The following is a 22,258-nucleotide window of genomic DNA, read 5'->3' on the forward strand; positions in this document are numbered from 1 at the left end:
TCTTGGCAGGGGCAGAGGGATGGGTTCTTCGGAGCCTTGGGCAGGCTGAGGGCCGTTGCTGAAAGCTGAGCCCTGCCCTGAGAGGGCGGAGTGAATAACCTGGGCGGTTCTGAGTCGCTGATTCAGTAGCTCTTTTTCACTGTCCATGGTGGTGATCGGCTCAGAACAATTCCGGGTACAGCTGTTTAGCGACCCCGGGGACCGCTTTGGGGGAGGCAAGAGCGCCACCGAAAGCGGACTGCTGGATGGCGACCACTCTATTTTTCTTGACCGCGGTAAGAGAGCTTAAGCGTTCGGAGATAAATTTCTCGGAGGCATCCTTGCTGTCTTGCTGTTGATAGACGAAGACCAGGAACTCAGGGTCTTTCTGTGCAATGTACTCCGCTGAGGTTTGCGCGTAGACCTTTCCGTTTTCCACGATGCCGGGGTCGATGACATTATCAGCTCCTGCCTGTTTGAGTACTTCTTCGTACATCGCACCGGAGTGGGTGTACAGATTCGAGCCTTGAAGAGTGATGATCAGTACCTTCCGGCGAGGTTTGCCTTTGATCACCACCTGGGTTTCAGCGACCTTGTTCCGCAGCGTGGCAATGAGTTCCTCGGCCTTGGCCTGCTGTCCGAGAATCCGTCCGACGTCGGAGATGTCCTGATAAGCGTGTTCAAGGCTCGTCTTAGTCTGGGTTTGCTCCCAGAGGGCCTGACTCACGTACACCGGGACCTTCTGGTGCTCGAGATCGCTGATGGTCAGAAGCTTCTTTCCGTCAAAGTGGTATTCCTGCTCGCTGATCACGAAATCAGGGGCGACGGATAGTAAGGATTCGGTGGTCATCTCATTGGGCGAAAGACGCGGAATTTTTGATGCTCGGTCTGCATACTCGGGGTCATTGACCGAATAACTGGTTCCAGCTTGTCCGACCAGCTGGTCCGCCGCGCCGAGCGCTATCACGAGGTCAGTCATCGACGGATAGCAGGAGACGATTCGCTGCGGAAGTGACGTGACGGTGAGGGTTCGTCCGCTGTTCTGCAAGGTCACTGGCGTGAAGCTCGCTCCTTGACTTGCCGTGTTCTGGGGACTGGCAGTGCCGCACGCGCTGAGGCAGAGCAGGGCGGCTCCGCCGAGCAGGAAATTTCGGCGATTGAAGCCGGAAGTATGGGGCATTTCACGGTACTTTCTGTTCATAGGGTTGAGGGGGCAGGAGCCTCGGTTGTTTTAGCGAAGTGGTGAGTAGAGCAGGTTGACCGATCCGGTCATCGGGTTGATTACCTGATGCGTCCTTACCTGGAAGAACTTCTCGACGTTATCGGTGCTGAAGACCTCTTCTGGCGGGCCGAAGGCTGAGATCCGTGAATTGTCCAGGATGCCAATGGCCTGACAGTACCGGGCCGCGATATTCAGCTCATGGAGTGCGGTCAGCGTGGTGATCCCGAGAGATTCCACGACTTCCATAACTTCCAGCTGAGTGCGAATGTCCAGGTGGTTGGTTGGCTCGTCGAGAATCAGGATTCTCGGTTCTTGAGCTAGTGCGCGGGCGAGTAACGTTTTTTGCCGCTCGCCGCCGGAGAGTGCCGAATAGTCACGGTGGGCCAAATGGCGGACTCCCACGGAATCGAGTGCCTGATCGACGACGTCGTTATCGTAGGAGCGCAATTTAGAGAAACTCCCATGGTGCGGGAATCGTCCTAAGGCCACCACCTCGCGGACGGTGAAACCAGGTAACGGTTCGTCGTTCTGCGGCAGGACCGCAATGATCCGAGCAGCTTCAGAGCAGTTTGTGTCGCCCCACAAATCGATGCCGTCGATGAGGATGCGACCTCTCGCCGGGGGTCTATAGCGGTAGGCTGCACGCAGAATAGTCGATTTCCCCGCACCGTTCGCTCCGATCAGCCCAGTGATCCTCCCTGAGCTCGCAGTGAGATCTAGCTCTTCGACGATCTGTTGATGGCCGACTTGAAGTGTTATTCCATCGAAGACGAGTTCCATCAGATGCCTCCTTGGTGCTGTGACTCTCGCCGGAGCAGCCAAAGTAAGAACGGCACTCCGAGCGCCGCTGTCAGAATGCCCAAGGGGAGTTCCTGAGGGCGTTGTATAGTTCGTGACAGTACGTCGACGATTTCCAGGTAGCCGGCTCCCAGGAGAAGCGTCGTTGGGATCAGGCGGCGGTGTGTGGGCCCTACCAATAGGCGGGCTAGGTGCGGAATCATCAAGCCAACGAAGCCAACGCCGCCGGCAAGAGCCACTACGATTCCGCACAATAAGGAAGCGATTACCAGCATTTCTGTTCTCACCGCGTTGACCCGTAACCCCAGGGAACTCGCGGATTCATCGCTCAGGAGCAAGAGGTCCATCCGGCGGTGGCGCAACAAAAGCCAGCCGAAGATCAAACCGATCGCCAGGGCTGGGAGCAGCAGAGTATCCCAGCGGGCTCCCGCTAAGGAACCCAAGAGCCAGAAGATCATCGTGTTGAGTTTGTCGGAGGACGCGGAATACTGAACGTAGCTGGTAATCGCCGTGCCCAGATATCCTACTGAGACTCCGGCAAGGATGAGGCGCAACGGAACCATTTTGCCTTTGCTTTTGCTGAGCAGCAAGGTGATCGAGGTTGCCAGCAAGGCTCCAACGAAAGCCGCTGCTGGCCCCACTGCCGCCGCCAAAGCTGCGGGGAAAAAGCCGATCACTAGGACATTCACCGCGGAGGCACCCGAGGTGACGCCGAGGATATAAGGATCGGCCATTGGATTGCGCACCGCGGATTGCAAGACCAGCCCTGCTAATGAGAGGGCGCTACCGACAAGCAATGCGAGGATCACTCGGGGAACCCGGGATTCCCAGATGACATATCCGAGTGCATCACTTGAGCCAGGTTGCCCGCTGAGGTGTTGCTGGAAGACTTCTAGGATCTGGGGCCAACTGATTGATGCTGCACCGGCGAAGAGTCCGATACAAACTGCCGCGATGGCGATCAGTACTAGCCCCATGAGGAGTGCTGTGAAACGCCCTCTGCTGTGAAACGGCGCAGTGCTTCTAGGCTTCCTGGAGGGTTTCTGGTGACCGAGCTCCAAGGTGTGGCTGGAACTCGGACTTGGCTTCTGGCTCCTGAGCATTTAATTAGTTTAGACTACTGAGAATGATTCTCATTATTAATCGGTTGTTCAAGTCTCTCAAACAGCCGGGATTGGGACCGGATTACCGGAGAGCCCTGATCGCGAGGGCCGTCTCGTGGACCGGTTCTGCTCTGACGCTCGTCGCCTTGCCAGTACTCGTCTTCGAGCTCACCCAGAGCGCAGCGTGGACTGCTACCTTGACCATTGTCGAAACCGCTCCCTATCTGTTCTTCGGGATAGCCGCCGGTGTGTTTGCCGATAGAACTTCCAGGAAATGGATGATGATTTGGTGCGCTGCGGTTGCGGCCCTCTGTACGGGCATCGTGCCATTTGCCTGGTATGTCGGCTGGTTGAGCCTGCCCCTCTTGCTGATCGTTGCTCTATGCTCCGGGATTGCCCTGGTCTTCTTCGATGCGGCGGTGTTCGGTCTGATCCCTTCGCTTGTCGAGAAGGAAAACATTCCGCAAGCCACCGCCAGCGCAATGAGCTGGTCGACCCTGATCAGGCTGATCGGGCCGATGCTCGGAGGTTTCCTGCTGACGATAATGCCTCCGGCTGGGCTGCTTGCCCTCGATGCCGTGAGTTTTGCGGTTGCCGCATTGTTACTGCTGGGTGTCAGCGAAAGTTTAACGCCGGTGAGGAACCAGGCGGTCACGTGGTTCTCAGATCTTGGCAAAGGGTTAAAGTTTCTTTGGAAGCACTCCTTGGTGAGGTTTCTCACCATACTGGGTGCCGCCAATAGTCTGATCGGTGGCGTAGTCACGGCCTTGCTGGTGCCGCAGGCGGTTAATACCTATGCGGTTTCCAGCAGTGGAGGCTGGATGGGGTTTTTCTTCGCAGCCCTGAGCGTCGGGGCTTTGCTGAGCAGCGTCATCCTGCCCAGGCTTAAAGCTTCGCCTTCGGGATATTTCTTCTGGGGGATGCTGGTCTCCGCTGCGGGAATTCTGCTCTGGGCGCTCTCCTCAGAGCCGGTTCTGGGCCTGATTGGTCTGGCGGTTTATCAGGGTGGAAGTAGCTTGGTCATCCTGAACGGTATTAGCGTTCGTACTCAGGCGACCCCTTTGCAGATGCAGGGACGGATCAACAGTGTTGCCCGAACCGTTGCCTGGGGTGGACAACCACTCGGCGCGGCACTCGTCGTCATTTTCGTTAAACCCGAGGTATCTCTGCTGCTCATCGTGGCTTCGGTCGCCGCGGTTCTCACCGCGCTCATCGGTGGGTACCTCCTGCATCGCCTTTCCAAGCGAGATGAGATGATGACGGAGTAGGAACCAAGCCGAAAGCTAGGAGATGACGCCGTCCACCAGAGCCTTGGCGGCCTCCTGGACTTCTTTCAAGTGCTCCGCACCTTTGAAGGACTCCGCATAGATCTTGTAGACATCTTCAGTGCCGGAAGGCCGGGCCGCGAACCAGGCGTTCTCGGTGGTGACCTTGAGCCCGCCGATCGGGGCACCGTTCCCCGGCGCTTCGGTGAGCTTGGCGGTGATCGGTTCACCGGCGAGTTCCGTGGCGCTCACATCGGCGGCTGAGAGCTTGGCCAAGACCGCTTTCTGCTCACGGCTGGCGGCGGCATCGATCCGGGCGTAGGCCGGGGCGCCGAACTTCTCGGTCAGGCCCAGGTAGTGCTGAGAGGGGGTGGAACCGGTGACCGCGGTGATCTCCGAGGCCAGCAGGGCGAGCAGAATACCGTCCTTGTCCGTCGTCCAGACCTTGCCGTTACGCCGCACAAAGGACGCCCCGGCGGACTCCTCGCCACCGAAGACCCCCTGGCCGGAAAGCAAACCGGGGACGAACCATTTGAAACCGACGGGGACTTCAACCAGCTCGCGTCCCAGGTCCGCGGCCACCCGGTCGATGATCGAGGAGGACACCAAGGTCTTGCCGACACTGGCTTGGCCCGGCCACTCCGGGCGGTGAGTATAGAGGTACTGAATTGCCACTGCGAGGTAGTGATTCGGGTTCATCAGCCCTGCGTCTGGGGTGACGATGCCGTGCCGGTCGGAGTCCGCGTCATTGCCGGTGGCGATGTCGTAGTTGGCCGCCTGAGCGATCAGCGAGGCCATCGCGTAGGGCGAGGAGCAGTCCATCCGGATCTTCTCGTCCCAATCCAGGGTCATAAAGGCCCACTGCGGATCGATGGTCGGGTTCACCACGGTGAGGTCCAGATTGTGACGTTCGCCGATCTCGCCCCAGTAGTCCACCGACGCGCCGCCCATCGGGTCGGCTCCGATCCGCACACCGGCGCTGCGAATCGCCTCGAGATCGAGGATCTCGGGAAGGGCGTCCACATAGCTGGAGAGGAAGTCGAAGCTGCCGGCGTGCTGCAGAGCCTCGGTCAGACTAACCCGGCGGACGCCGTCCAAACGGTTCTCCAGCAGTTCGTTCGCCCGGTCGGCGATCCAGCCGGTGGCATCGCTGTCCGCCGGCCCGCCGTGCGGCGGGTTGTACTTGAAGCCGCCGTCGCCCGGGGGGTTGTGCGAGGGCGTCACCACGATGCCGTCCGCCTGGTCAGAATGGCTCTCGGAGCCGTGGTTGTAGCTCAGGATCGCGTGGCTCAGCGCGGGAGTCGGGGTGAAACCGTGGCGGGCGTCGATCAGCACGGTCACACCGTTACCGGCCAGCACCTCAAGGGCAGTGTTCTGAGCGGGTTCCGATAGCGCGTGGGTGTCTTTGGCCAGGAAGAGCGGGCCGTCAGTACCCTGTGCTCGGCGATATTCCACAATGGCCTGAGTGGTGGCGGCGATGTGATTCTCATTGAAAGAGGTCTTCAGGCTGCTGCCTCGATGGCCCGAGGTGCCGAAGACTACGCGCTGATCGGGGTTGGCCGGATCGGGCTTCAAATCGTAGTACGCATCGAGAAGCGCGGTGAGGTCGACTAGATCGCTGGGGAGGGCTACGGTACCCGCTCGGTTCGCCATATCCCTAGCATGCCAGAGTGCTCTTCCGGAGAACAGCGATCAGCAGAAGAAGCGTATTGCGGCCTAGCATTGACGCCAAGATCGTCAGTGTTCAGTGTTCAGTGTTCAGCGTTGAATACCGGAAACCCGAGCGGTACCGTGTTAGGAGACCTTTTCCGGCACGGGTGCGACAACCGCCGGGTGTTTCAGAATCCAGTCGATCAGCACTTGCTCCAGTAGCCGCGGCACGTCGGTCAGCACGGAGTGGCCGATCCCCGGGAAGATCACGGTTTTCACGTCGCTGACGAGTTCCCTGACTCTGGGCTCCTGTTCCACCAGGATGAATTCACTGCCGTAGACCGCCAAAAGCGGAACTTTCAGATCCTTGATAGCGTCGTCGGCAACCAGCTGCCCTTGCGGGAGCTCTTCGAAGAACTTTGTCTCCTTGGCCATCCTGCGCGCGATCTTCAGCATTTTGGCGCCTGCCAGCCCGTAAGCGGCGATAGCCCGCGCCATCGCATCGGCCTTGTGCATCTCCGCGTCACCTTGCCGGAAAGAGTCCGCCATAATGTCCGACCAAGCCCGGGTGGGCGGCTCGGCTTCCAAGGAGCCCAGTGAGGCGACCCGTTCGGGGAAACGCAGTGCGAAGGAGTAGGCGATGGTTCCGCCGTAGGAGTTTCCGGCGAGGTGGACCGGCGTCCCGTCGTGAATCAGATCCAACAGTTCGGCCAGATCGTCGACGATGTTCTCCAGCTGGTATCCGCTGACGATCTTTTCGCTCTTCCCGTGCCCGCGGTGGTCGAACATGATGACGTCGATGCCCGCTGCGGCGATCGCGGGGGCGATGGTCAGATAGTAGCTGGCCAGATTGTCGATGATGATGCCGTGGATCAGCACCAGGGTCTCCCTCGGGACGTCCGGACCGCGATCGGTGGCCCGGAGGATCTCGTAGTTCAGCTTGAGTCCATTGACGATGGCGATGGTCATCTTAGATTCCTGTCCGAAGGCTGCTCTTTTGAGCTGAGATGGGGTCCTGCGCCAGCACGCCTTCAATTGCGTCGACGGCCGCCGTCACTCCACCTGCGCCGCGCAGCGCGGCGGCATAGGGCTTGGTCGCTTCGCGGAAGGTCGGCTCTTCGAGGACGCGCTGAGTGGCCGCTGCGATCTGAGCCGAGGTGGCCCGGGAGAAACGCACCGCGACGCCGACGCCGTACTCCTCAGTCTTCTCCGCGATCAGCGGCTGGTCGTCCCGGATGCCCGCCACGACCATCGGCACACCGTGCCAGAGGGCTTCGCACACGCTGTTGTAACCACCGTGGTTGATAAAGGCGGCGACGTGGGCGAGCAATTGCTGCTGTGGGACGTGCGGCGCCACCAGCAGGTTCGGGTCGCTCAGCTCAGCCAGCGCATTATTCGGGTCGGCGATGATGGTCCGGTACCCCGCCTCGAGCAAGCCCTCTGCGGCGGCCCGGAGGAAGCGGTCCCCGGCACCGATATTGGTTGTGCCGAGCGCGACCAGCACGGTGGGTCCCGATTCCTGGGCCCAGCGCAGAATCTTTTCATTTTCGGCGATCACCGCGGCGGACGCCGAGGGCGGGCGAAAGACAGGGCCGACGAATTCGATGGGCGAGCCGATCTCGCTGCGTGCGCCGAAGAGCTCGCCGATGCCGAAAGCCACCGTGAGAGCGGGGGAGAACAGCGGATCGTGGCTTGCTTCCGGGTCGCCGATCCGCTCTCGCAGCCCGGCGAAAAGCTGATTGCGCCACTCCAGGACCTTGGGCAGCCTGCCGACCGGATTGATCAACTCGATCATGGTGGTGGCCGAGGTCACCCACGGTATGCCGAGCCGCTCAGCGAGCATTGACCCGGCGAGCGCCTGTTGATCGACGAAGAGCAGATCCGGGTTGAAATCCCGCACAGCACCTTCTAGGTCTGCGGCCGAACCGTCGGCGAGCGGCACGAAGACGTCCTCCCAGAGGAACTTGAGTGCACCGGGGCCCATTAACGTGGCCGGCCGCTCCGGCGGGCCGCTGTCTTCCCAGCCGGTCCGGCAATCGTAAAACTTAGCTCTGGCTGACAGGAAGAGAGAGTGGAATTTGGCCACGCCGGCCCAGGCGACTTCGTGGCCACGGAGTTCGAGCTCCTCGGCGATGGCGAGCGGCGGGCTGCTATGGCCCACCAGGGGTGGCACGACTATCAGGATTCTCATCAATGGCCGATCGGATCGAAGGTTCAGGGGTTGGTGCTCAGCGCGGTCTGCTTCGCTGCTTCTGGACTCTCGGCGAGGCGGCCGGTCACATAGTCGACGAGCTGGCCGACCCGCATATTGATGATCTCGTCGAGGTCCAGAGCGCCGAGGAACTCCGCGAAGTTGATCGTGTCCCCGTAGCTTTCGCGCAGCTTGCCGCCCAGAGTGACCAGGTCGATGCTCTCCAGTTCGAGATCTTCTTGGAAGAGGGTCTCCCTGGTTACCTCTGTCTCGTCCAGACCGTACTCTTCGAGGATTTCATCGAGGATTCGAGTGATTTTGGCGAGCACCGCTTCCTCGGAGGGCGCCGTGCCGGGCAGGTTGATAGTCATCTGTTGTCCTTTCAGGAGACTGTCGGGTCTGAAATTTCGGGGTCTAAATCTGGGGTTTTTGAATTTTGGCGGTCCGGAAGGGGGCCGCCGAGAGTCCAAGCCACCACATAGCTGCGGTCCGGTAGCTTTTCGGGGTTCTGAATGGTCTTGACCTGGACGGCGTAGCGGCACTGGCCGACTTCGACGTCGAGACGGTAGTCCGAGTCGTCACCGCCCTGGCTGACCGCGACGACTTCGATCTGTCGCGGGCGGCCCGCCAAGCCGGTGCCGAGAGCCTTTCCGACCGCTTCTTTGGCGGACCAAAAGCGGGTGAACCAGGCTCGGGCCTCAAACACATCCGCCCCAGCGGCAGCGCGGAGCCGGTCGAGCAAGCCCTGCTCGGCCTCACCGAAAACGACCGCCTCGAGTGAACCGGTGCGCTCTTCGATCGACTCGATATCGATGCCGACCGGGTGTTCCGGCCCCGGGGCGGCGATCGCGACGCCGATATCGTGGCTGTGCGCGATGGACACCGCCAGCTCGGGCAAGCTCGCTCCGTGGACGCCAGCCACGAAGGGCTGGCCGCTGTCCAGGTGGCCGATTCCGACTTCGGCCGGGAAAATCGGCCGATCAGGTTCGGACCGCCAGATCTGCAGCCGCACGGCGTCCTTCGCCGCGATCTTACCGAGCAGGCGTTGACGTCGGCCGCGCGGCGGACTGCCCTGGTGCTCCAGCCTCTCGGCCCTGCCCAGGTACTTGCGCATGGTCAGATCGCGGGAAGCCAGGTCCGGCCAATAGTCGGGCATCAGAACCCAGCCACCGGGCTGCGGATGAGCGAAGGCGTGGTGCTCGATCGCCTGGTCCATCTGACGGATATTAGGCGCACTGTCGAAACGGCGGTCCTGCCAGCCGATGATCTCGCACCACACTGTGCCGTTGTGCAGCAACTGGCCGTCCGCCTGGAAGAAAGTGTCGTTGACCTCGGTCACTCGCATCAGGCATTCCACGCTCTCTCCCGGGGCCGGGTCAGGACCGAAGAACCTGAGCGTCTGCATGCCCGCCGGGAACACCGTGGCGCGTTCTTCGAATCTGGACATCAGCCAGTAGCCCGCCAGCTGACCAATATTGTCCATCAGCGAACCCTTGGCGGCTTTGGCCAGAATGGTCCCTCGGATGTGGCTGTCGCTGACCCCGTGGACGCCGATGATCCCCTGGTACTGCGGGCCGTGGAACATCCAGTGCTCGGTGTAGATCTCCGAGGCGTCCTTGACCGTTGGGGCTTCCTCCAGAGCTGGATCGACCCGCCAGATTTCCGCCGTTGAGCTGCCGTACTCCGCGCCGAGCTCTACGGTGCAATGCGAAAAGTTTCCGAAGGAGACCGCGAGCCGCGTCTCGTCGATCCAGCGGGCGGTCAAGACCGCCTCGGAGGTTTCACTCAGGTCCACCCACTGATTGAAGCGGACCGAATGCACCGCGATGGCGCGGGCTCCGGTGGATTCTTCCGCGAAGTCCATCATCAACCTGATGATCGTGGTGCCGGGCATTACCGGGAATCGATCGATAGCCTCGGGCCAGTCGTCGCGTTGCCGGAAAAAGCTGTGATCGGCCAGATGCGGCATCGCTTCGAGTGAGATCTCAATCCTCCGGGAGGGGATCTCGGGCATCAGCTGCGGCAGCGGAGTTCCGCCGTCCGACATAGCGGCCGCCCCGCTTGCCCACGATGGCGGGGGGACCAGCCCGCTCGGATCGAGGGGGCCGTTCGGATCGAGCGGCGCGGGCAGGCTCGCTGAGGCTTGTAACACCGAGGTGACTAGAGCCTCGGTCTCGCCTAGGAACGCTTCGAGTTCGCTGGCCACCGCGGGCGACAGGGTTCCAGTGGCGAAGCTGCGCGGGCTGGCCGTGCTCGAGTCGGCCCTGTCGGAGCTGCCCGAGTTGACCCGGTTCAGGCTGACCCGGTTCAACTGCAGAATCCCCTTGGCCTGCTCCGGGTCCAAGAGAATTACCGGCGTCGAGAGGTCCAGACGACTCCGTGGCCCCGAGACGATCTCCGTGCTGGCCAAAGCCGAGGAGGCGTTGAGCTGCTGTGCCTGCGAGTTTTCCTGCGAGGTTGATCGCGAGCCGTGCTGAGTGTCGAGGGCCGCTGCGACGAGGGCCGGGGCGACGCCGAGGAACTCTAAGTCGACGTCCCTGCCACTGGCCCACAGCGCGGTGAGGACCGTGCGCAGCTGATCCAGGCCTCTGTTCTGCGAAGCATTGGCGCTGACCACGAGGTGTTCCTGGCCCTGCAGGGTATCGGTGATCAAACTGCCCAGCTGCCCCGGACCCATCTGGACGAAGACTCTGACCCCGTCAGCGTGCATGTTCTGCACCAGCTCACGGAAGCGGACGTGCTCCAGCAGATGGTTGATGAAGGTTCGCTGGATCTCTTCGGGGTGAGGGCTGAAGAGCTGCGCGGTATTGGCTGACCAGACCGGAATCTTCGCCGGAGCCGCGGTCAGATTGCCGGTCAGATTGTCGAGCTGGCTGAGGAACTCCCGGAACATCGGGGTGTGGAAGCCAGAGGCGAAGGGCAGCACTCGAGAGACGTAGCCCTGCTCTCGAAATCTTTCGACCAGGATCTCCACGGTTTCGAGCGGACCGCAGATCATCGACTGCTGCGGGGCGTTGTCGTGCGACAGCACGGTGTCCGGATAGGGAGCCAACTCGGCCAGCACCGCGGTATGCGGTGCGCCGATCACCGCGAAGGCTAAACCGGGGAAGACCGTCTGAGCCATTCCGGAGTCCTCCAGGAACGAGTCCACCGCGGCGGCGTCGTACATCCCGCCGAGCACCATAGCCGACCACTCGCCCACACTGTGCCCGGCCAGAGCATCAGGGGCCACACCGAGTTCGCCCAGGGCGGCTGCCAGCGTCCGGGACACCTGCAAGACCGCACTCCCTTGCAGGTGCGCGTTCTCGGTGACCTCGCCCTCGGCGGCGGCCCCGCGAATTCCCGGCAGCGTGAAATACGAGATCACATCGTCGATCCGCGGGCTGAACTCCGCCTCCAGCCCGGGGCAGACAAAGGCCAGCGAACCGCGCTTCCCTGACCCGTCGTCGCTGTCTGTGGTGGCTGAAGCCAGGAGCGGTTCAGGCCGGAACCAGATATCGCTGCGGCCGTGCCAGGCCTTACCGCGGGACACCGCTTTGCGGGCGATCGAAAGCTTTTTCGCGGTAGGAGAGACGATGCCCACACGGACCGGACCCTCACCGGGAGCTGAGCCGACGGCGCCGAGCAGCTCTTCATCGCTCGCGGTGAGCCGACGTTCAAGCGCCTCCACCGATTCTGCGGCTAATAACAATACCGGCGCTGCCTCCGGTTCGGGGAGATAGCCGTTCGCCCCGCTCGCCCCGCCTGTCTCGGCGACCGACGGGGAGTGGGCTGCCGCGCTCTGAACCGGAGAAGTTGCCGAGATCTGAACGGCTTGCCGGTCCGCGTCGAAGAGCACTTCGCCAATCGAGATCGGCACTGCGGCCTGCCCCGGCACCTGTTCCAGCAGCACATGCGCGTTGATCCCGCCGAAGCCGAAGGCGTTCACCCCGGCCCGGCGCAGCGGCTGCCGAGGGTCTGAACTCCACTCCGCGGCGTGTGTCACCGGTTCGAAGCGGGTTCCAGCCAGCGCCGGATGCGCTTCGCTGATGCCCAAAGTCGGCGGCAGCACCCCGTGGTAGACAGCGAGTGCCGCCTTGATCAAACCAGCAGCACCAGCCGCTGGCATGGCGTGTCCGATCATCGATTTCACCGATCCGATGCCCGCCTTCGGGCCTTCCGGATCGGTCGGGCCGAACACTTCGCGCAGCGTGCTGAGCTCCGAGGCGTCTCCGGCCGGGGTGCCGGTGCCATGCGCTTCGATCAGGCCCACCGAACCGCCCTGGCGGGGATCCAATCCAGCCCGGTTCCAGGCCGCCCGAATGGCGCGGCTCTGCCCGCCCGGATCGGGGTTCATCAAGCTGGAGGTGCGTCCGTCACTGGCGACTCCGCTGCCGCGGATCGTGGCATAGATCCGGTCCCCGTCTCGGACGGCGTCCGCAAAGCGCTTCAGTGCGAGCACGCCGGTGCCCTCACCGATCAGGATGCCGTCTGAATTCGCGTCGAAAGGCCTGCTGAGCTGTGCCGCGGAGAGCGCTTTGAGCTGGGTGAAGACACTCCACAGCGTCGCGTCGTGAGCGTGGTGGACGCCCCCGGCGAGCATCAGATCGCAACGCTGACTCTGCAACTCCCTGATCGCGTGATCCACCGCCAAAAGCGAGGAAGCGCACGCAGCGTCCAGGGTATAGGCCGGACCGCGCAGATCAAGCCGGTTGGCCACCCTTGAGGCGGCCAGGTTCGGAACCAAACCGATAGCGTTGTCAGGCCGATCGGGGCCGAGCTGATCGATAAAGGCGCTGCGCACTCGCTCCAGGACCTCGGGGCCAAGCTCGGGCAGCAGCTGACCCAGCGTGGTCGCCAACTGGCCCGCGGTGCTCACCCGTTGACTGAGCCGAGACGCCCCGGGGGCTATGTACCCGCCGCGCCCCAGAACGACGCCGATCCGGGAGCGGTCCACACCGTCGAGCAACTCACCGGACAAACCGGCGTCGGCCAAAGCGGCTGCGGCCAGTTCCAGCGCGATCAGCTGATCCGGCTCGGTGCCTTCGACCGAGTTCGGCATAATCCCGAACCGAGCCACCGAGACCTCCGGGGAGTCATCGATGAAACCACCGCGTCGGCAGTAGAACCGGTCGGAGCTGGCCGGTTCGTTGGCGGCCTCCGGGTGGTAAAGCGCCGGGTCCCAGCGACTTCCGGGGGCATCGGTGATCGCGTCGACGCCGCCGAACAGATTGTCCCGATACTCACCGAGATTCTTGGCTCCGGGGAACATCGCCGCCATACCGACCACCGCGATCGGCATCTGCTGGGGCTCGATCACTGGATCGGATCCCTTCGGTTCGGCAGCCAAGCTCACCACCCCGAGGCGGTGTAGACGACGGCGTTCACATCACGCTCGCCCCAGGCCAGTTCTTTGAGCAGGGCATGGGTGCCCGCCTCCGGATCGATCAACTTAATGCCGCGGCGGATGTAGTCGCGGCCCAGCTCGTGGCTGACCATTCCCGGGTTGTGGCCCGAGGGCGCCCAGGGCCCCCAGTGCACGGTCACCGCGCGCTTCCCGGTGCGCAGCGACCAGGCGGTGCCCATCGCTTCCAGGGCGTCGTTCGCCGCCGCGTAGTCGCTCTGCCCGCGGTTGCCCAGGGCGGCCGCGATACTGCCGAAGAAGACCACGAAACTGGGGCAGACCGGCAGCGAGTCCACCACCTCCAGGATGGTTGCCGCTCCGTCGACTTTGGTGCTGTACACCCGACGGAACGAAGCGGGGTCTTTGTCGATCACGAGTTTGTCCTCGATCACCCCCGCCGCGTAGACCACACCGTCGATCCGTCCATAGCGTTGCTGCACCGAGGTAATGGCTGCGCGGACCGCACCGGCATCTCGAACATCCAGCGATTGATACTCCACCGTGCTACCGGCCAACCGCAGGGATTCCATCGTAGAATTCACTTCGCGGCGGGCCAAGATCTCACTGGCCTCACGATCCACCGAGGCCGGAGTGGCTCCTGGCCGGGTGGCCAAGATCTGGCGCAGTTCGGCTCGGTCAGCGGCTACCGCGGTATCGGGTGACTCGGGGTCGCTGGAAAGAGCGGTCCTGCCGAAGAGCTCAATTCTGCAGCGACTCGTTGAAGCTAAGGTCGCGGCGAATTTCGCGGTGATTCCGCGGGCTCCACCGATCAGGATCACGACGGCGTCCCGGTCGAGCTGGAGCGCTTCGGCTTCGGCGGCACCGTCTCCGGCAGGGCCTGCACCGGTGGCTCCCAATAGGCCGAGATCGCTGCTGGCCAGTTCCAGCCCACTGCGCTCGCCATTGAAGAGATCCACAATCGGTTCAAGCGCGGTATCGGTGAGCTCGGCGATCAAGGCCGCAGCTACCGCGTCGGCGGGCTTGGTCGGTTCGAGATCAACCAGACGCACCAGCGTCTCCGGGTACTCGCGGGCCAAGCTGCGGAACAGCCCGCGCAACCCGATGGTCCGCTCGGCGCTGCGATGTCCATTGGAAGTGCTCGGTCGGGCGGCCAGCAGATAGCGCGGCGCCAGAGCCACAGCTGCTTTGAACAGCGGGAAGACATCCGGCACGCTCGCGGTCTCCGGGTTGTCCAGCGGATCGAGGTAGAGCACACCGTGGAAGCTGGCCTGAGGAGCGCTGAGCACTGCCAACGCGGCTGAAGCGTCGATCGCCTGTGCACTGGCTCCTAGAGCATTTGCCGCAGCCACCGCGTTCGCGGTGATCTCTCCCGAGCCGATGACCAGCAGGTTGGCCCCTTCGAGCGCGCCGGGCGCGGGGGAAGGGATCTCCAACCGGGTCTTGCGGAAGATCAACCGCTCCGGAGTATGACCTGCAATATCGTGGTGACCAGCGGTGGGAGCCGGGGCCGATGAGGTCGGCTGAAGCGGATCCGCAGCGGTGCTGGCGGTGCCTGAGCCAGGTCCGTTGAGCGCCGTCAATAGCCAGTCTGCGATGGCTCCGGTGGTGCGCGCTTTGGAGAGCTCCTCTAATTGCGTGCCATCCAAGGCCTGGCCGGCTTGCCCATCGAAGCGGGCAGCGAGTTCTCCGGCGATTTCGGTGCGTTTGATGGAGTCGATGCTCAGATCGGCTTCCAGGTCCAGATCGGGTTCGATCATCTCCGCCGGGTAACCGGTACGCGCACTGATGATCTCAACCACCGCGGCTAAGATCTCTGCCGCGCCCAAGATTGGCGCCGTTCCTGATTCCGAGGTATCGGCCGCGATCGCTGGGCCGTTCGAAACGGCGGGCAGCGTCGCTGCGCTGCCAAGCCGCGCCGAGAGCCAGTCTGCGATGGCTCCCGTGGTGCGCGCTTTGGAGAGCTCTTCGAGTTGTGAGTCGTCCAGAGCTATCGCGGATCCGCTACCGGCCAGTTTGCTGGCGAGTTCTCCGGCGATTTCGGTGCGTTTGATGGAGTCGATGCTCAGATCGGCTTCCAGGTCCAGATCGGGTTCGATCATCTCCGCCGGGTAACCGGTACGCGCACTGATGATCTCAACCACCGCGCTGAGGATCGCGGCTGGGGTCAATCGCACAGCCGCCTCTTGCTGTGCGGTCTCTTGTTGCACCGCTAAGCCCTGGTGGGATGCATCGGGCAGTGAAGTGGTGTGAACCGGACTTTGCAGCAGGGTCCTGGTGGCTCCAGAAGTGCTGGGATATCCGGATTCGGCCGACGGCCGGCTTGCTGTCCCGGAGCCTACCGGTGCGCTCGCCAGAGGCACTGCGGGGTAACTCTGGGACGCAATCGAAGGCACTGCCGGACCGGAGGAGGCGGTTCCCAAGTAGCCGAGCAGCACATCACGCTGAGCGGCGACCATCTCTCGGCTGGTCCTGAGAAACTCCGTGACGAGGGCGTCGCGCTCGTTGCCTGGCTGCTGAGTTTGCTGCACTACAGTGACCTCCTGAAGACGTCGGGCGGGGGTGAGAGCACCGGGCAGAATCTTGCGGTCCCGGGTTTTTATGGTGACTCCGTTGACTGTCCAAGCTGGAGTCACTGGAATGACTGAACCATCGATGGTCTGGATGCTGCGACCTCGGTAAAGCCATTCCGTGCTGAGCGAAGTTCCTCTGGTCGCCAGCGTTGCCAGCGCGATGAGCAACTCACGAATGCTGCCATGAGAACTGGGCGCCAGCGGCACTACGGTGTGCGGGCGGTTCCCGAGGATCGCGGTGACGAGCTTGGACAGCACTTGTCCGGGCCCGACTTCGACGAAGGTGCGGGCACCGGCTGCGTACATCGATTCGATCTGTTCGACGAAGTGCACCGGAGCGGTCACCTGAGCGGCGAGCTCAGCGCGGATCGCTTCAGTTTCGGTCGGATACGGCGTTGCGGTGCGGTTGCTCCACACCGGGATCTCGGCCTCCTGCAGCGGTACACCGGTCAAAGCCTCGGCGAAGTTCGCTGAAGCCTGGGCGATCACCGGGCTGTGGAAAGCGCACGCCACCGGGAAGGTCTTGACGCTCAGTCCGGCCTCGCGCAATTTCTCGACGGCGGTTTCAATCGCCAGGCTGGCTCCGGAGATCACCGTCTGGGTCGGGGAGTTCCGGTTTGCCAGGGTGACGCTGCCAGCCAGTCCGGCCCTCTCCAGGGCGGTCTCGATCTCCGCGGCGGAAGCGGAGATCGCCGCCATCTTCCCGGGCTCTTCACCAATCGCGGCAACAACTGCTTCGGCTCTGGCGGTGCTGAGCGCGATCAGGGTCTGCGCGTCGATCACCCCGGCCGCTGCCAGGGCCGCCAACTCGCCGTAGCTGTGCCCGGCGGCGAACTCCGGGCGGATATCGCTCTTCGCCAGCAGCTTGCCCAGGGCCAGTGCAGCGAGCCCTAGCACGGGCTGAGCCACCGTGGTATCGGTGATCCGGGCCAGCTGTTCCGCGGTTGACTCAGCGTCGAAAGCGGCTGGCGGAAGCATCGTCTCCAGCCATTCACCGCCCAGCGCCAGAGTCTCGTGCAGCTCCGGGAAGGCCACGAAAAGCTCCTTGAGCATGCCCGGTTTTTGGCTGCCCTGGCCGGGGTACAAGAAGGCGAGGGAACCGGTTTCGGCCGCTGCGACCGCGCTGAACAGCCCGGCAGCCGGATCGTGCTCACCCTGGGCCGCACGGGCCAGCAGCAGGCTGAGTTCATCGATGTCCCGGGCGACCACGGCGATCGAGACGGGTTTACTGCTGCTCGCCGCGTTCAGTGAATTGCTAGCCGCCAGATCACGGAGTTTCCAGGGCCGCCCGTGGTCGTTTCCGAGTGAGACCAGGGCCCCGAGTTCCTTGACTAACCGAATGGCATCGGTGGAATCCCCGCGGAAGAGGAAAAGCTCGGCGGGCCATTCGTCCAGGCTGTGCCGTTGCGGAGCGGAGACTTTATGTCCGCTGAGCACTACGTGGAAGTTGGTGCCGCCGAAGCCGAAACCGCTCACTCCGGCGAACCGCTCATTCAGCGGCACCGGCCACGGAGCGGCCTCTCGGTTGAAGACGAAAGGACTCTTGCCCTGTTCCCAGGCAGCACTGGGAGTCTTGATATGCAGGGTCGGTGGTTTGACGCCGTTGTAGATGGCCAGAGAGACCTTGATCATGCTGGCGATTCCGGCGGCGCATTTAGTGTGACCGATCTGGGATTTGACCGAGCCGATGGCCGCATTGGCCGCCGGAACCCCGGCTTCCAGGAAGACTTTGGTCAGCATCGACAGCTCGGTGCGGTCGCCGACCACGGTGCCGGTGCCGTGCGCTTCGACCAGGCCAACGCGGGAGGGCTCGACCCGAGCGTTGCGGTAAGCGCGTTCCAGTGCTGAGCGCTGGCCTTCCGGGCGGGGCGCGGTCAATCCGAGCGATTTTCCATCGCTGGAACTACCGATGCCGCGGATCACCGAGTAAATCCGGTCGCCGTCTCGCTCAGCATCGGCGAGCCGTTTGAGCACTAGGCAGCCGACTCCTTCACCGAGCGCGATACCGTCGGAGTTCCTATCGAACGCCCGCGAGCGGCCAGTGGGGCTGAGCGCTGTCACCGAGGCGAAGAGCAAATAGTCGTTGATGGTGTTATGCAGGTCGACGCCGCCGCAGAGCACGATATTGCTGGTGCCTTGAGCGAGTTCTTTGCACGCGACATCCAGGGCGGCGAGTGAAGAAGCGCAGGCCGCATCGACCGTGTAGTTCGCGCCGCCTAAATCCAGCCGGCTCGCGATTCGCCCCGCGATAACGTTCGAGAGCATCCCGGGAAACGAGTCTTCGGTGAGTCGGGGAAGCTGCTCCGCCAATTCCGCGGGGATGTTCTCGACATAGTTCGGCAACACGGTCTGCAGCAGGCTGGCATTGGATAGATCGCTGCCGGCTTCCGCTCCGAAGAACACCGAGATCTTGGAGCGATCGACGTCGGAATCGACCTGTGCGTCCTCGAGGGCGCGGCGAGTCACTTCCAGGGCCAGCAGCTGGGCTGGCTCAATGGAGGCCAATGACGCCGGTGGAATGCCGTAACGCAGCGGGTCAAAGGGGATCTCCGGCAGGAATCCGCCCCATTTAGAGGGAGTTCTGATGCCGTTGGAGGTTTCGCGGTCGTAGTACACCGCGGGGTCCCAGCGCTCGGGATCCACTTCGGTGACTCGATCTTCGGCGTTCACGATGGTGGCCCAGAACGCGGCGAGATCCGGACTTCCGGCGAACAGCCCGGCCATTCCGACCACCGCGATGTCCAGTGGGGCAGCGGTGGCCGCTTCATCCTGTTGCTCAGCTTTGCCAACCTCGTGCTCCGCTAAGAACTCTGCGGCCCGGCTGCTCAGCGTGGCGTGCAGTTCGGCGACAGTGGTGACGGCGGAACGCAGTGCCACGACCTCTCCGGCCATGAACATGCCTTCGGAGAGCTGACGGGCTGGATCGACTTCTTGCAGTTCGGAGCCCACGCGTTCAATGCCCTTGCTGGCCAGACGCAGACGGCCCAGATTGAGCGACTCGAGTTCTTGCCAGGCCTCTCGATCCTGAACACCACCGGTTTTCAGTCGGGCCTTGATGGCGAGGAATTCTTCTGTGAAGGGGCTGCTGACACAACGTGTCGCATGGCCCGGGGCCGTCTCCAACATGGCCGTGGAACTGCCGGTCACCACCTGATCTTGGAAAACCCGGCTGATCGCGCCCGAGCTGACGGCTTCAGCGGTGAACAAATAGGCGGTTCCTGCTAGTAGTCCGATCAAAGCCCCCTGAGCAGCCAGCGGCGCAGCCAGGGCGGCGATCATCGCCGCAGAGCGTTCGTCGCTGATCCCACCGGCGAAGTAGACCGTTACCGGATCGCCGTCGAGCGTGGCAATCCGGTCCTCTAAGACGGCCAGCTGGGCCTCCCAGAGCGCGAAGCTATTGCGAGGGCCGATATGCCCGCCGCATTCGGAGCCTTCGAAGATGAAACGGCGCGCGCCAGCGGTGAGGAACTGATCCAGCAGGGCGGGCGAGGGAACATGCAGGAAGGTTTTGATGCCGACCGCTTCCAGGCTCAGCGCCTGGGCGGGTCTGCCACCGGCAATAATCGCGTGGCTGGGGCGGATCTGGTGGACGATGTCGAGCTGCGCTTCTTTGGTCGCATCGTCCGCAAAGCCGAGAATCCCCACACCCCAGGGCTTCTCACCCAACTGCTCACGGGTTCCTTCGAGCATCTTCCTGCTCTGCTCGGCGTTCGAGAGGGCGAGGGCGATAAAAGGCAGCCCCCCAGCCTGGGCGACGGCTGCGGCGAAGGCTGGTTGGTCACTGACTCGGGTCATCGGTCCTTGAGCCAGGCCGAGAGTGGTTCCCATTGCCTGAGCTAGCGGTGAATCCGGCAGCAGTATCGATGGATCGGTGGGTAGTTGGACGGCTTTGCGAAGTCCCTTGACGGTTGCCGGAATCGTTCCCCAGAGGTCTTTGAAGCGAGCAGCTAAGAAGCCGTCTTGGCCGATCGGAACGAGCTGCTTGCTCAGATCGGCGCTGCCCAAACCCGCCGGCAAGGGGAGGTCTTCAGCCGGTTTTTCTCGCCCGGGCCCGCGGCGACGCAGTACCCGGTAGCCATCGACCACTGTGGTCTCGGAGCCGTCCATGCCCGATAGCACGCTGCTGAGCTCCGCGGAGGTCCCTGCTTCTTCTAAGAGTGCGAGCTGGCTATCCAGCAGGATGCCGGCGGCTCCTCCAGCCACGGCCGCGCGGGCCGTATGAGCGCCGATACCTCCGCTTGCCCAGACCGGGAGCTCGACGTCGGGGGAGCCGAGTAGTTGCTGCAAAAGGACGAACGAACTGAGCGGTCCTACTAGTCCGCCGCCATCGCTGCCGCGGGAGATCAAGCCATGGACGCCGGATTGCTGGGCAGCTATCGCCTCTTCGAGGCTTCGCACTTCCGCGAGAACCGAGGTTCCTGCGGGCAGCGCATCGGGTGACCACGCCGGGAGAGCGGCGGCCTCGCGGGCCAAGAGAACGTAACTGGGATGTGCTCGATCGGGTCCGAAGACTTCCTCCGGGCCGATCGGATAAGCGGTATCCACCCGGACGCCAAACGGTTCGGAGGTCCACTGTCGCAGAGAGCGTAACGCCTGCCGTGCCTGGCTGGGCAGGGAGCCTAAATCGAGTACCCCCAGTGCTCCAGAATTAGATGCTGCGGCGACTAGCCGGGCATCCGGAGTGGCAAAAGGACTTACTGCGATGATCGACATGCGCTGGGCAGGGCTGACGTACATGGGTATTCCCGTCTCTGGGTGTCGGTCGACCCCCCATGTAAAAAATTAACCGACAAAAGATTTTAGTGAAGAAAATTTATCTTCTCATTACTTCTAATCATTATTGTAGGGTGGCAATTCAATGCGTCAAGTTGTCAATGAATGATTAAGCGGTTGTTTACCTAAATTTGTTCAATATTGTTAAGTCCGAAATATGTTGAAATTTATATTTCGTTTATTTTGCCGGTATATTTGGCCGTTTTGAATGGTTTTCCGAAAAAATACGCTAGCCCTCGGCGAGCATTGAGGGGGTGATTTCTTCGCTTGAGGTCGATGATTTTCGTATGTTAGAGAATATTGGGTGCCGAGTAACTTGAAGATAAAAGTTTATTGGATTTTTCCGGGCTAAAGTTCTGAGTCCTTCTTTATTGCCCGAATATTCTCTGCTGATCCCGCGGTGTTCGCCAAATGGCTTGCCGCTGTCCGGCCACCGCTACCTCCGCTTTGCCTAGCCCGCGCCTGGATTCTGCTGAGCGAGCCGAGGACTGGACTTTTAAACGTATTTCCGAAGGCTTTTTTCGAGGTGAGGCCGGGCAATACTAAGATCGTGGCACCCACTCGGCTTTTGCCGAATTGCCGGAGTCCTAGCTCAACAGCCTGGGTTCTAAGCGATCCTCGGTCACTGACCCCTCGGAGAGCTGAACCAGATAAGCGCCTTTCCCAGAGACTTCCGAGACGGCCTCTTTCAGGGTGGTTCCTCGATAGACCAATCCAACGCCGTCGTCCGTGCAGTGGGTTTCCGGTAATTTGCCTTGGGTAACCAATTCATGAATCAAGGGACGACGTTTGGCTTCACTGTCATAGTGCACGCCGTTTCCATAGGGCAAGAACCCCAGGGCATTATTAATGCCGCTTAACTCGGGTCCGAAAGAATCGGTCGCTCCGCCATGGAACCAGCAGATCGAACCGGCTGAAACTCCGCTGAGCACCACGCCGGCTTGCCAGGCGCGGCGGAGGATTGGCTCTAAGCCATGGGCCCGCCAGACCGCGAGCAGGTTGACCACCGAGCCGCCGCCGACCCAGATCACGTCCTGTTCCAATAAATAAGCCTCTAGATCGTCAACATTTGGCATCGTAAAGAGGTTGAGGTGACTCAAATCGAAGCCAGCGACTCGGGCGGCTTCGTCGAGTTCGCCCGCCCACCAGCGCTGATCACCCGAGGCGGTGCCCAGGTGGCTGATCCGCGGCGCCCGCCCGGAGCTTCCCGATAGTTCGACGGCGTGATGCACCAGAGGACTGAATTCCACTCGGGTGCGCTCCCCGGGCCGCAGGCCGCCGGAGGTGGCTAAAATCGTTGGTTCTGCTGCTGGCATGACTCCACTATAGGCTTGAGCAAAGCAGAGAACTTTGCGCAAGAACC

General features: G+C 62.3%; 11 protein-coding genes. 1 reads left to right on the forward strand and 10 read right to left on the reverse strand.

Annotation, left to right across the window (positions count from 1 at the left end; all coding sequences use genetic code 11):
- Nucleotides 1-160 precede the first annotated feature (160 nt).
- Genes ABDK06_RS08435 through ABDK06_RS08445 form a run of 3 tightly spaced genes read right to left on the reverse strand, consistent with a single transcriptional unit; the run spans nucleotide 161 to nucleotide 2,976 of the window.
- Entirely contained in the window at nucleotides 161-1,159 is a 999-nt protein-coding gene (locus ABDK06_RS08435; protein WP_394940515.1) for an ABC transporter substrate-binding protein, read from the reverse strand.
- Between the two features lie 51 nt (nucleotides 1,160-1,210).
- The gene (locus ABDK06_RS08440; protein WP_394940516.1) at nucleotides 1,211-1,981 is read right to left on the reverse strand and encodes an ABC transporter ATP-binding protein; all 771 of its coding nucleotides are present in this window, start codon (nucleotides 1,979-1,981) and stop codon (nucleotides 1,211-1,213) included.
- On the reverse strand, nucleotides 1,981-2,976 hold the full coding sequence (locus tag ABDK06_RS08445) for a FecCD family ABC transporter permease (protein WP_394940517.1): 996 nt from the start codon (nucleotides 2,974-2,976) through the stop codon (nucleotides 1,981-1,983). The genes ABDK06_RS08440 and ABDK06_RS08445 overlap by 1 nt, the downstream gene beginning before the upstream one ends.
- A gap of 149 nt (nucleotides 2,977-3,125) precedes the next feature.
- On the opposite strand from ABDK06_RS08445, the gene ABDK06_RS08450 reads away from it, so the two are divergent.
- Nucleotides 3,126-4,370: an MFS transporter gene (locus ABDK06_RS08450; RefSeq protein ID WP_394940518.1), complete on the forward strand. Its 1,245-nt coding sequence runs from the start codon at nucleotides 3,126-3,128 to the stop codon at nucleotides 4,368-4,370.
- A 15-nt stretch (nucleotides 4,371-4,385) separates the two neighbouring features.
- On the opposite strand, the gene pgm is transcribed toward ABDK06_RS08450, so the two are convergent.
- From pgm to ABDK06_RS08485, 7 genes are all read right to left on the reverse strand, one after another.
- Nucleotides 4,386-6,020, reverse strand: coding sequence for a phosphoglucomutase (alpha-D-glucose-1,6-bisphosphate-dependent) (pgm, locus tag ABDK06_RS08455; protein ID WP_394940519.1), 1,635 nt, complete (start codon nucleotides 6,018-6,020; stop codon nucleotides 4,386-4,388).
- Nucleotides 6,021-6,161: 141 nt separating this feature from the next.
- Nucleotides 6,162-6,986: an alpha/beta fold hydrolase gene (locus ABDK06_RS08460; protein WP_394940520.1), complete on the reverse strand. Its 825-nt coding sequence runs from the start codon at nucleotides 6,984-6,986 to the stop codon at nucleotides 6,162-6,164.
- Nucleotide 6,987: 1 nt separating this feature from the next.
- Nucleotides 6,988-8,190 (reverse strand): glycosyltransferase, encoded by a 1,203-nt coding sequence (locus tag ABDK06_RS08465; protein ID WP_394940521.1) that lies wholly within the window; start codon nucleotides 8,188-8,190, stop codon nucleotides 6,988-6,990.
- A 41-nt stretch (nucleotides 8,191-8,231) separates the two neighbouring features.
- The gene (locus ABDK06_RS08470; RefSeq protein WP_394940522.1) at nucleotides 8,232-8,579 is read right to left on the reverse strand and encodes an acyl carrier protein; all 348 of its coding nucleotides are present in this window, start codon (nucleotides 8,577-8,579) and stop codon (nucleotides 8,232-8,234) included.
- Nucleotides 8,580-8,590: 11 nt separating this feature from the next.
- Nucleotides 8,591-13,507, reverse strand: coding sequence for a type I polyketide synthase (locus ABDK06_RS08475; RefSeq protein ID WP_394940523.1), 4,917 nt, complete (start codon nucleotides 13,505-13,507; stop codon nucleotides 8,591-8,593).
- Nucleotides 13,508-13,539: 32 nt separating this feature from the next.
- Complete coding sequence (locus tag ABDK06_RS08480) at nucleotides 13,540-20,859, reverse strand: SDR family NAD(P)-dependent oxidoreductase (RefSeq protein ID WP_394940524.1); 7,320 nt, start codon at nucleotides 20,857-20,859, stop codon at nucleotides 13,540-13,542.
- A gap of 623 nt (nucleotides 20,860-21,482) precedes the next feature.
- A complete protein-coding gene (locus ABDK06_RS08485) occupies nucleotides 21,483-22,211 on the reverse strand; it encodes a Type 1 glutamine amidotransferase-like domain-containing protein (protein WP_394940525.1) in 729 nt (242 codons plus the stop codon).
- Between the last annotated feature and the right edge of the window lie 47 nt (nucleotides 22,212-22,258).

It is taken from the genome of Psychromicrobium ferritrahens (assembly GCF_043789415.1).
GTDB lineage: Bacteria > Actinomycetota > Actinomycetes > Actinomycetales > Micrococcaceae > Renibacterium.

Bases quoted from the DNA above. Each gene is read 5' to 3' on its own strand.
- ABDK06_RS08435 (WP_394940515.1), bottom strand. From the start codon at position 1,159: ATGCCCCATACTTCCGGCTTCAATCGCCGAAATTTCCTGCTCGGCGGA.
- ABDK06_RS08440 (WP_394940516.1), bottom strand. From the start codon at position 1,981: ATGGAACTCGTCTTCGATGGAATAACACTTCAAGTCGGCCATCAACAG.
- ABDK06_RS08445 (WP_394940517.1), bottom strand. From the start codon at position 2,976: ATGGGGCTAGTACTGATCGCCATCGCGGCAGTTTGTATCGGACTCTTC.
- ABDK06_RS08450 (WP_394940518.1), top strand. From the start codon at position 3,126: ATGATTCTCATTATTAATCGGTTGTTCAAGTCTCTCAAACAGCCGGGA.
- pgm (WP_394940519.1), bottom strand. From the start codon at position 6,020: ATGGCGAACCGAGCGGGTACCGTAGCCCTCCCCAGCGATCTAGTCGAC.
- ABDK06_RS08460 (WP_394940520.1), bottom strand. From the start codon at position 6,986: ATGACCATCGCCATCGTCAATGGACTCAAGCTGAACTACGAGATCCTC.
- ABDK06_RS08470 (WP_394940522.1), bottom strand. From the start codon at position 8,579: ATGACTATCAACCTGCCCGGCACGGCGCCCTCCGAGGAAGCGGTGCTC.
- ABDK06_RS08480 (WP_394940524.1), bottom strand. From the start codon at position 20,859: ATGTACGTCAGCCCTGCCCAGCGCATGTCGATCATCGCAGTAAGTCCT.
- ABDK06_RS08485 (WP_394940525.1), bottom strand. From the start codon at position 22,211: ATGCCAGCAGCAGAACCAACGATTTTAGCCACCTCCGGCGGCCTGCGG.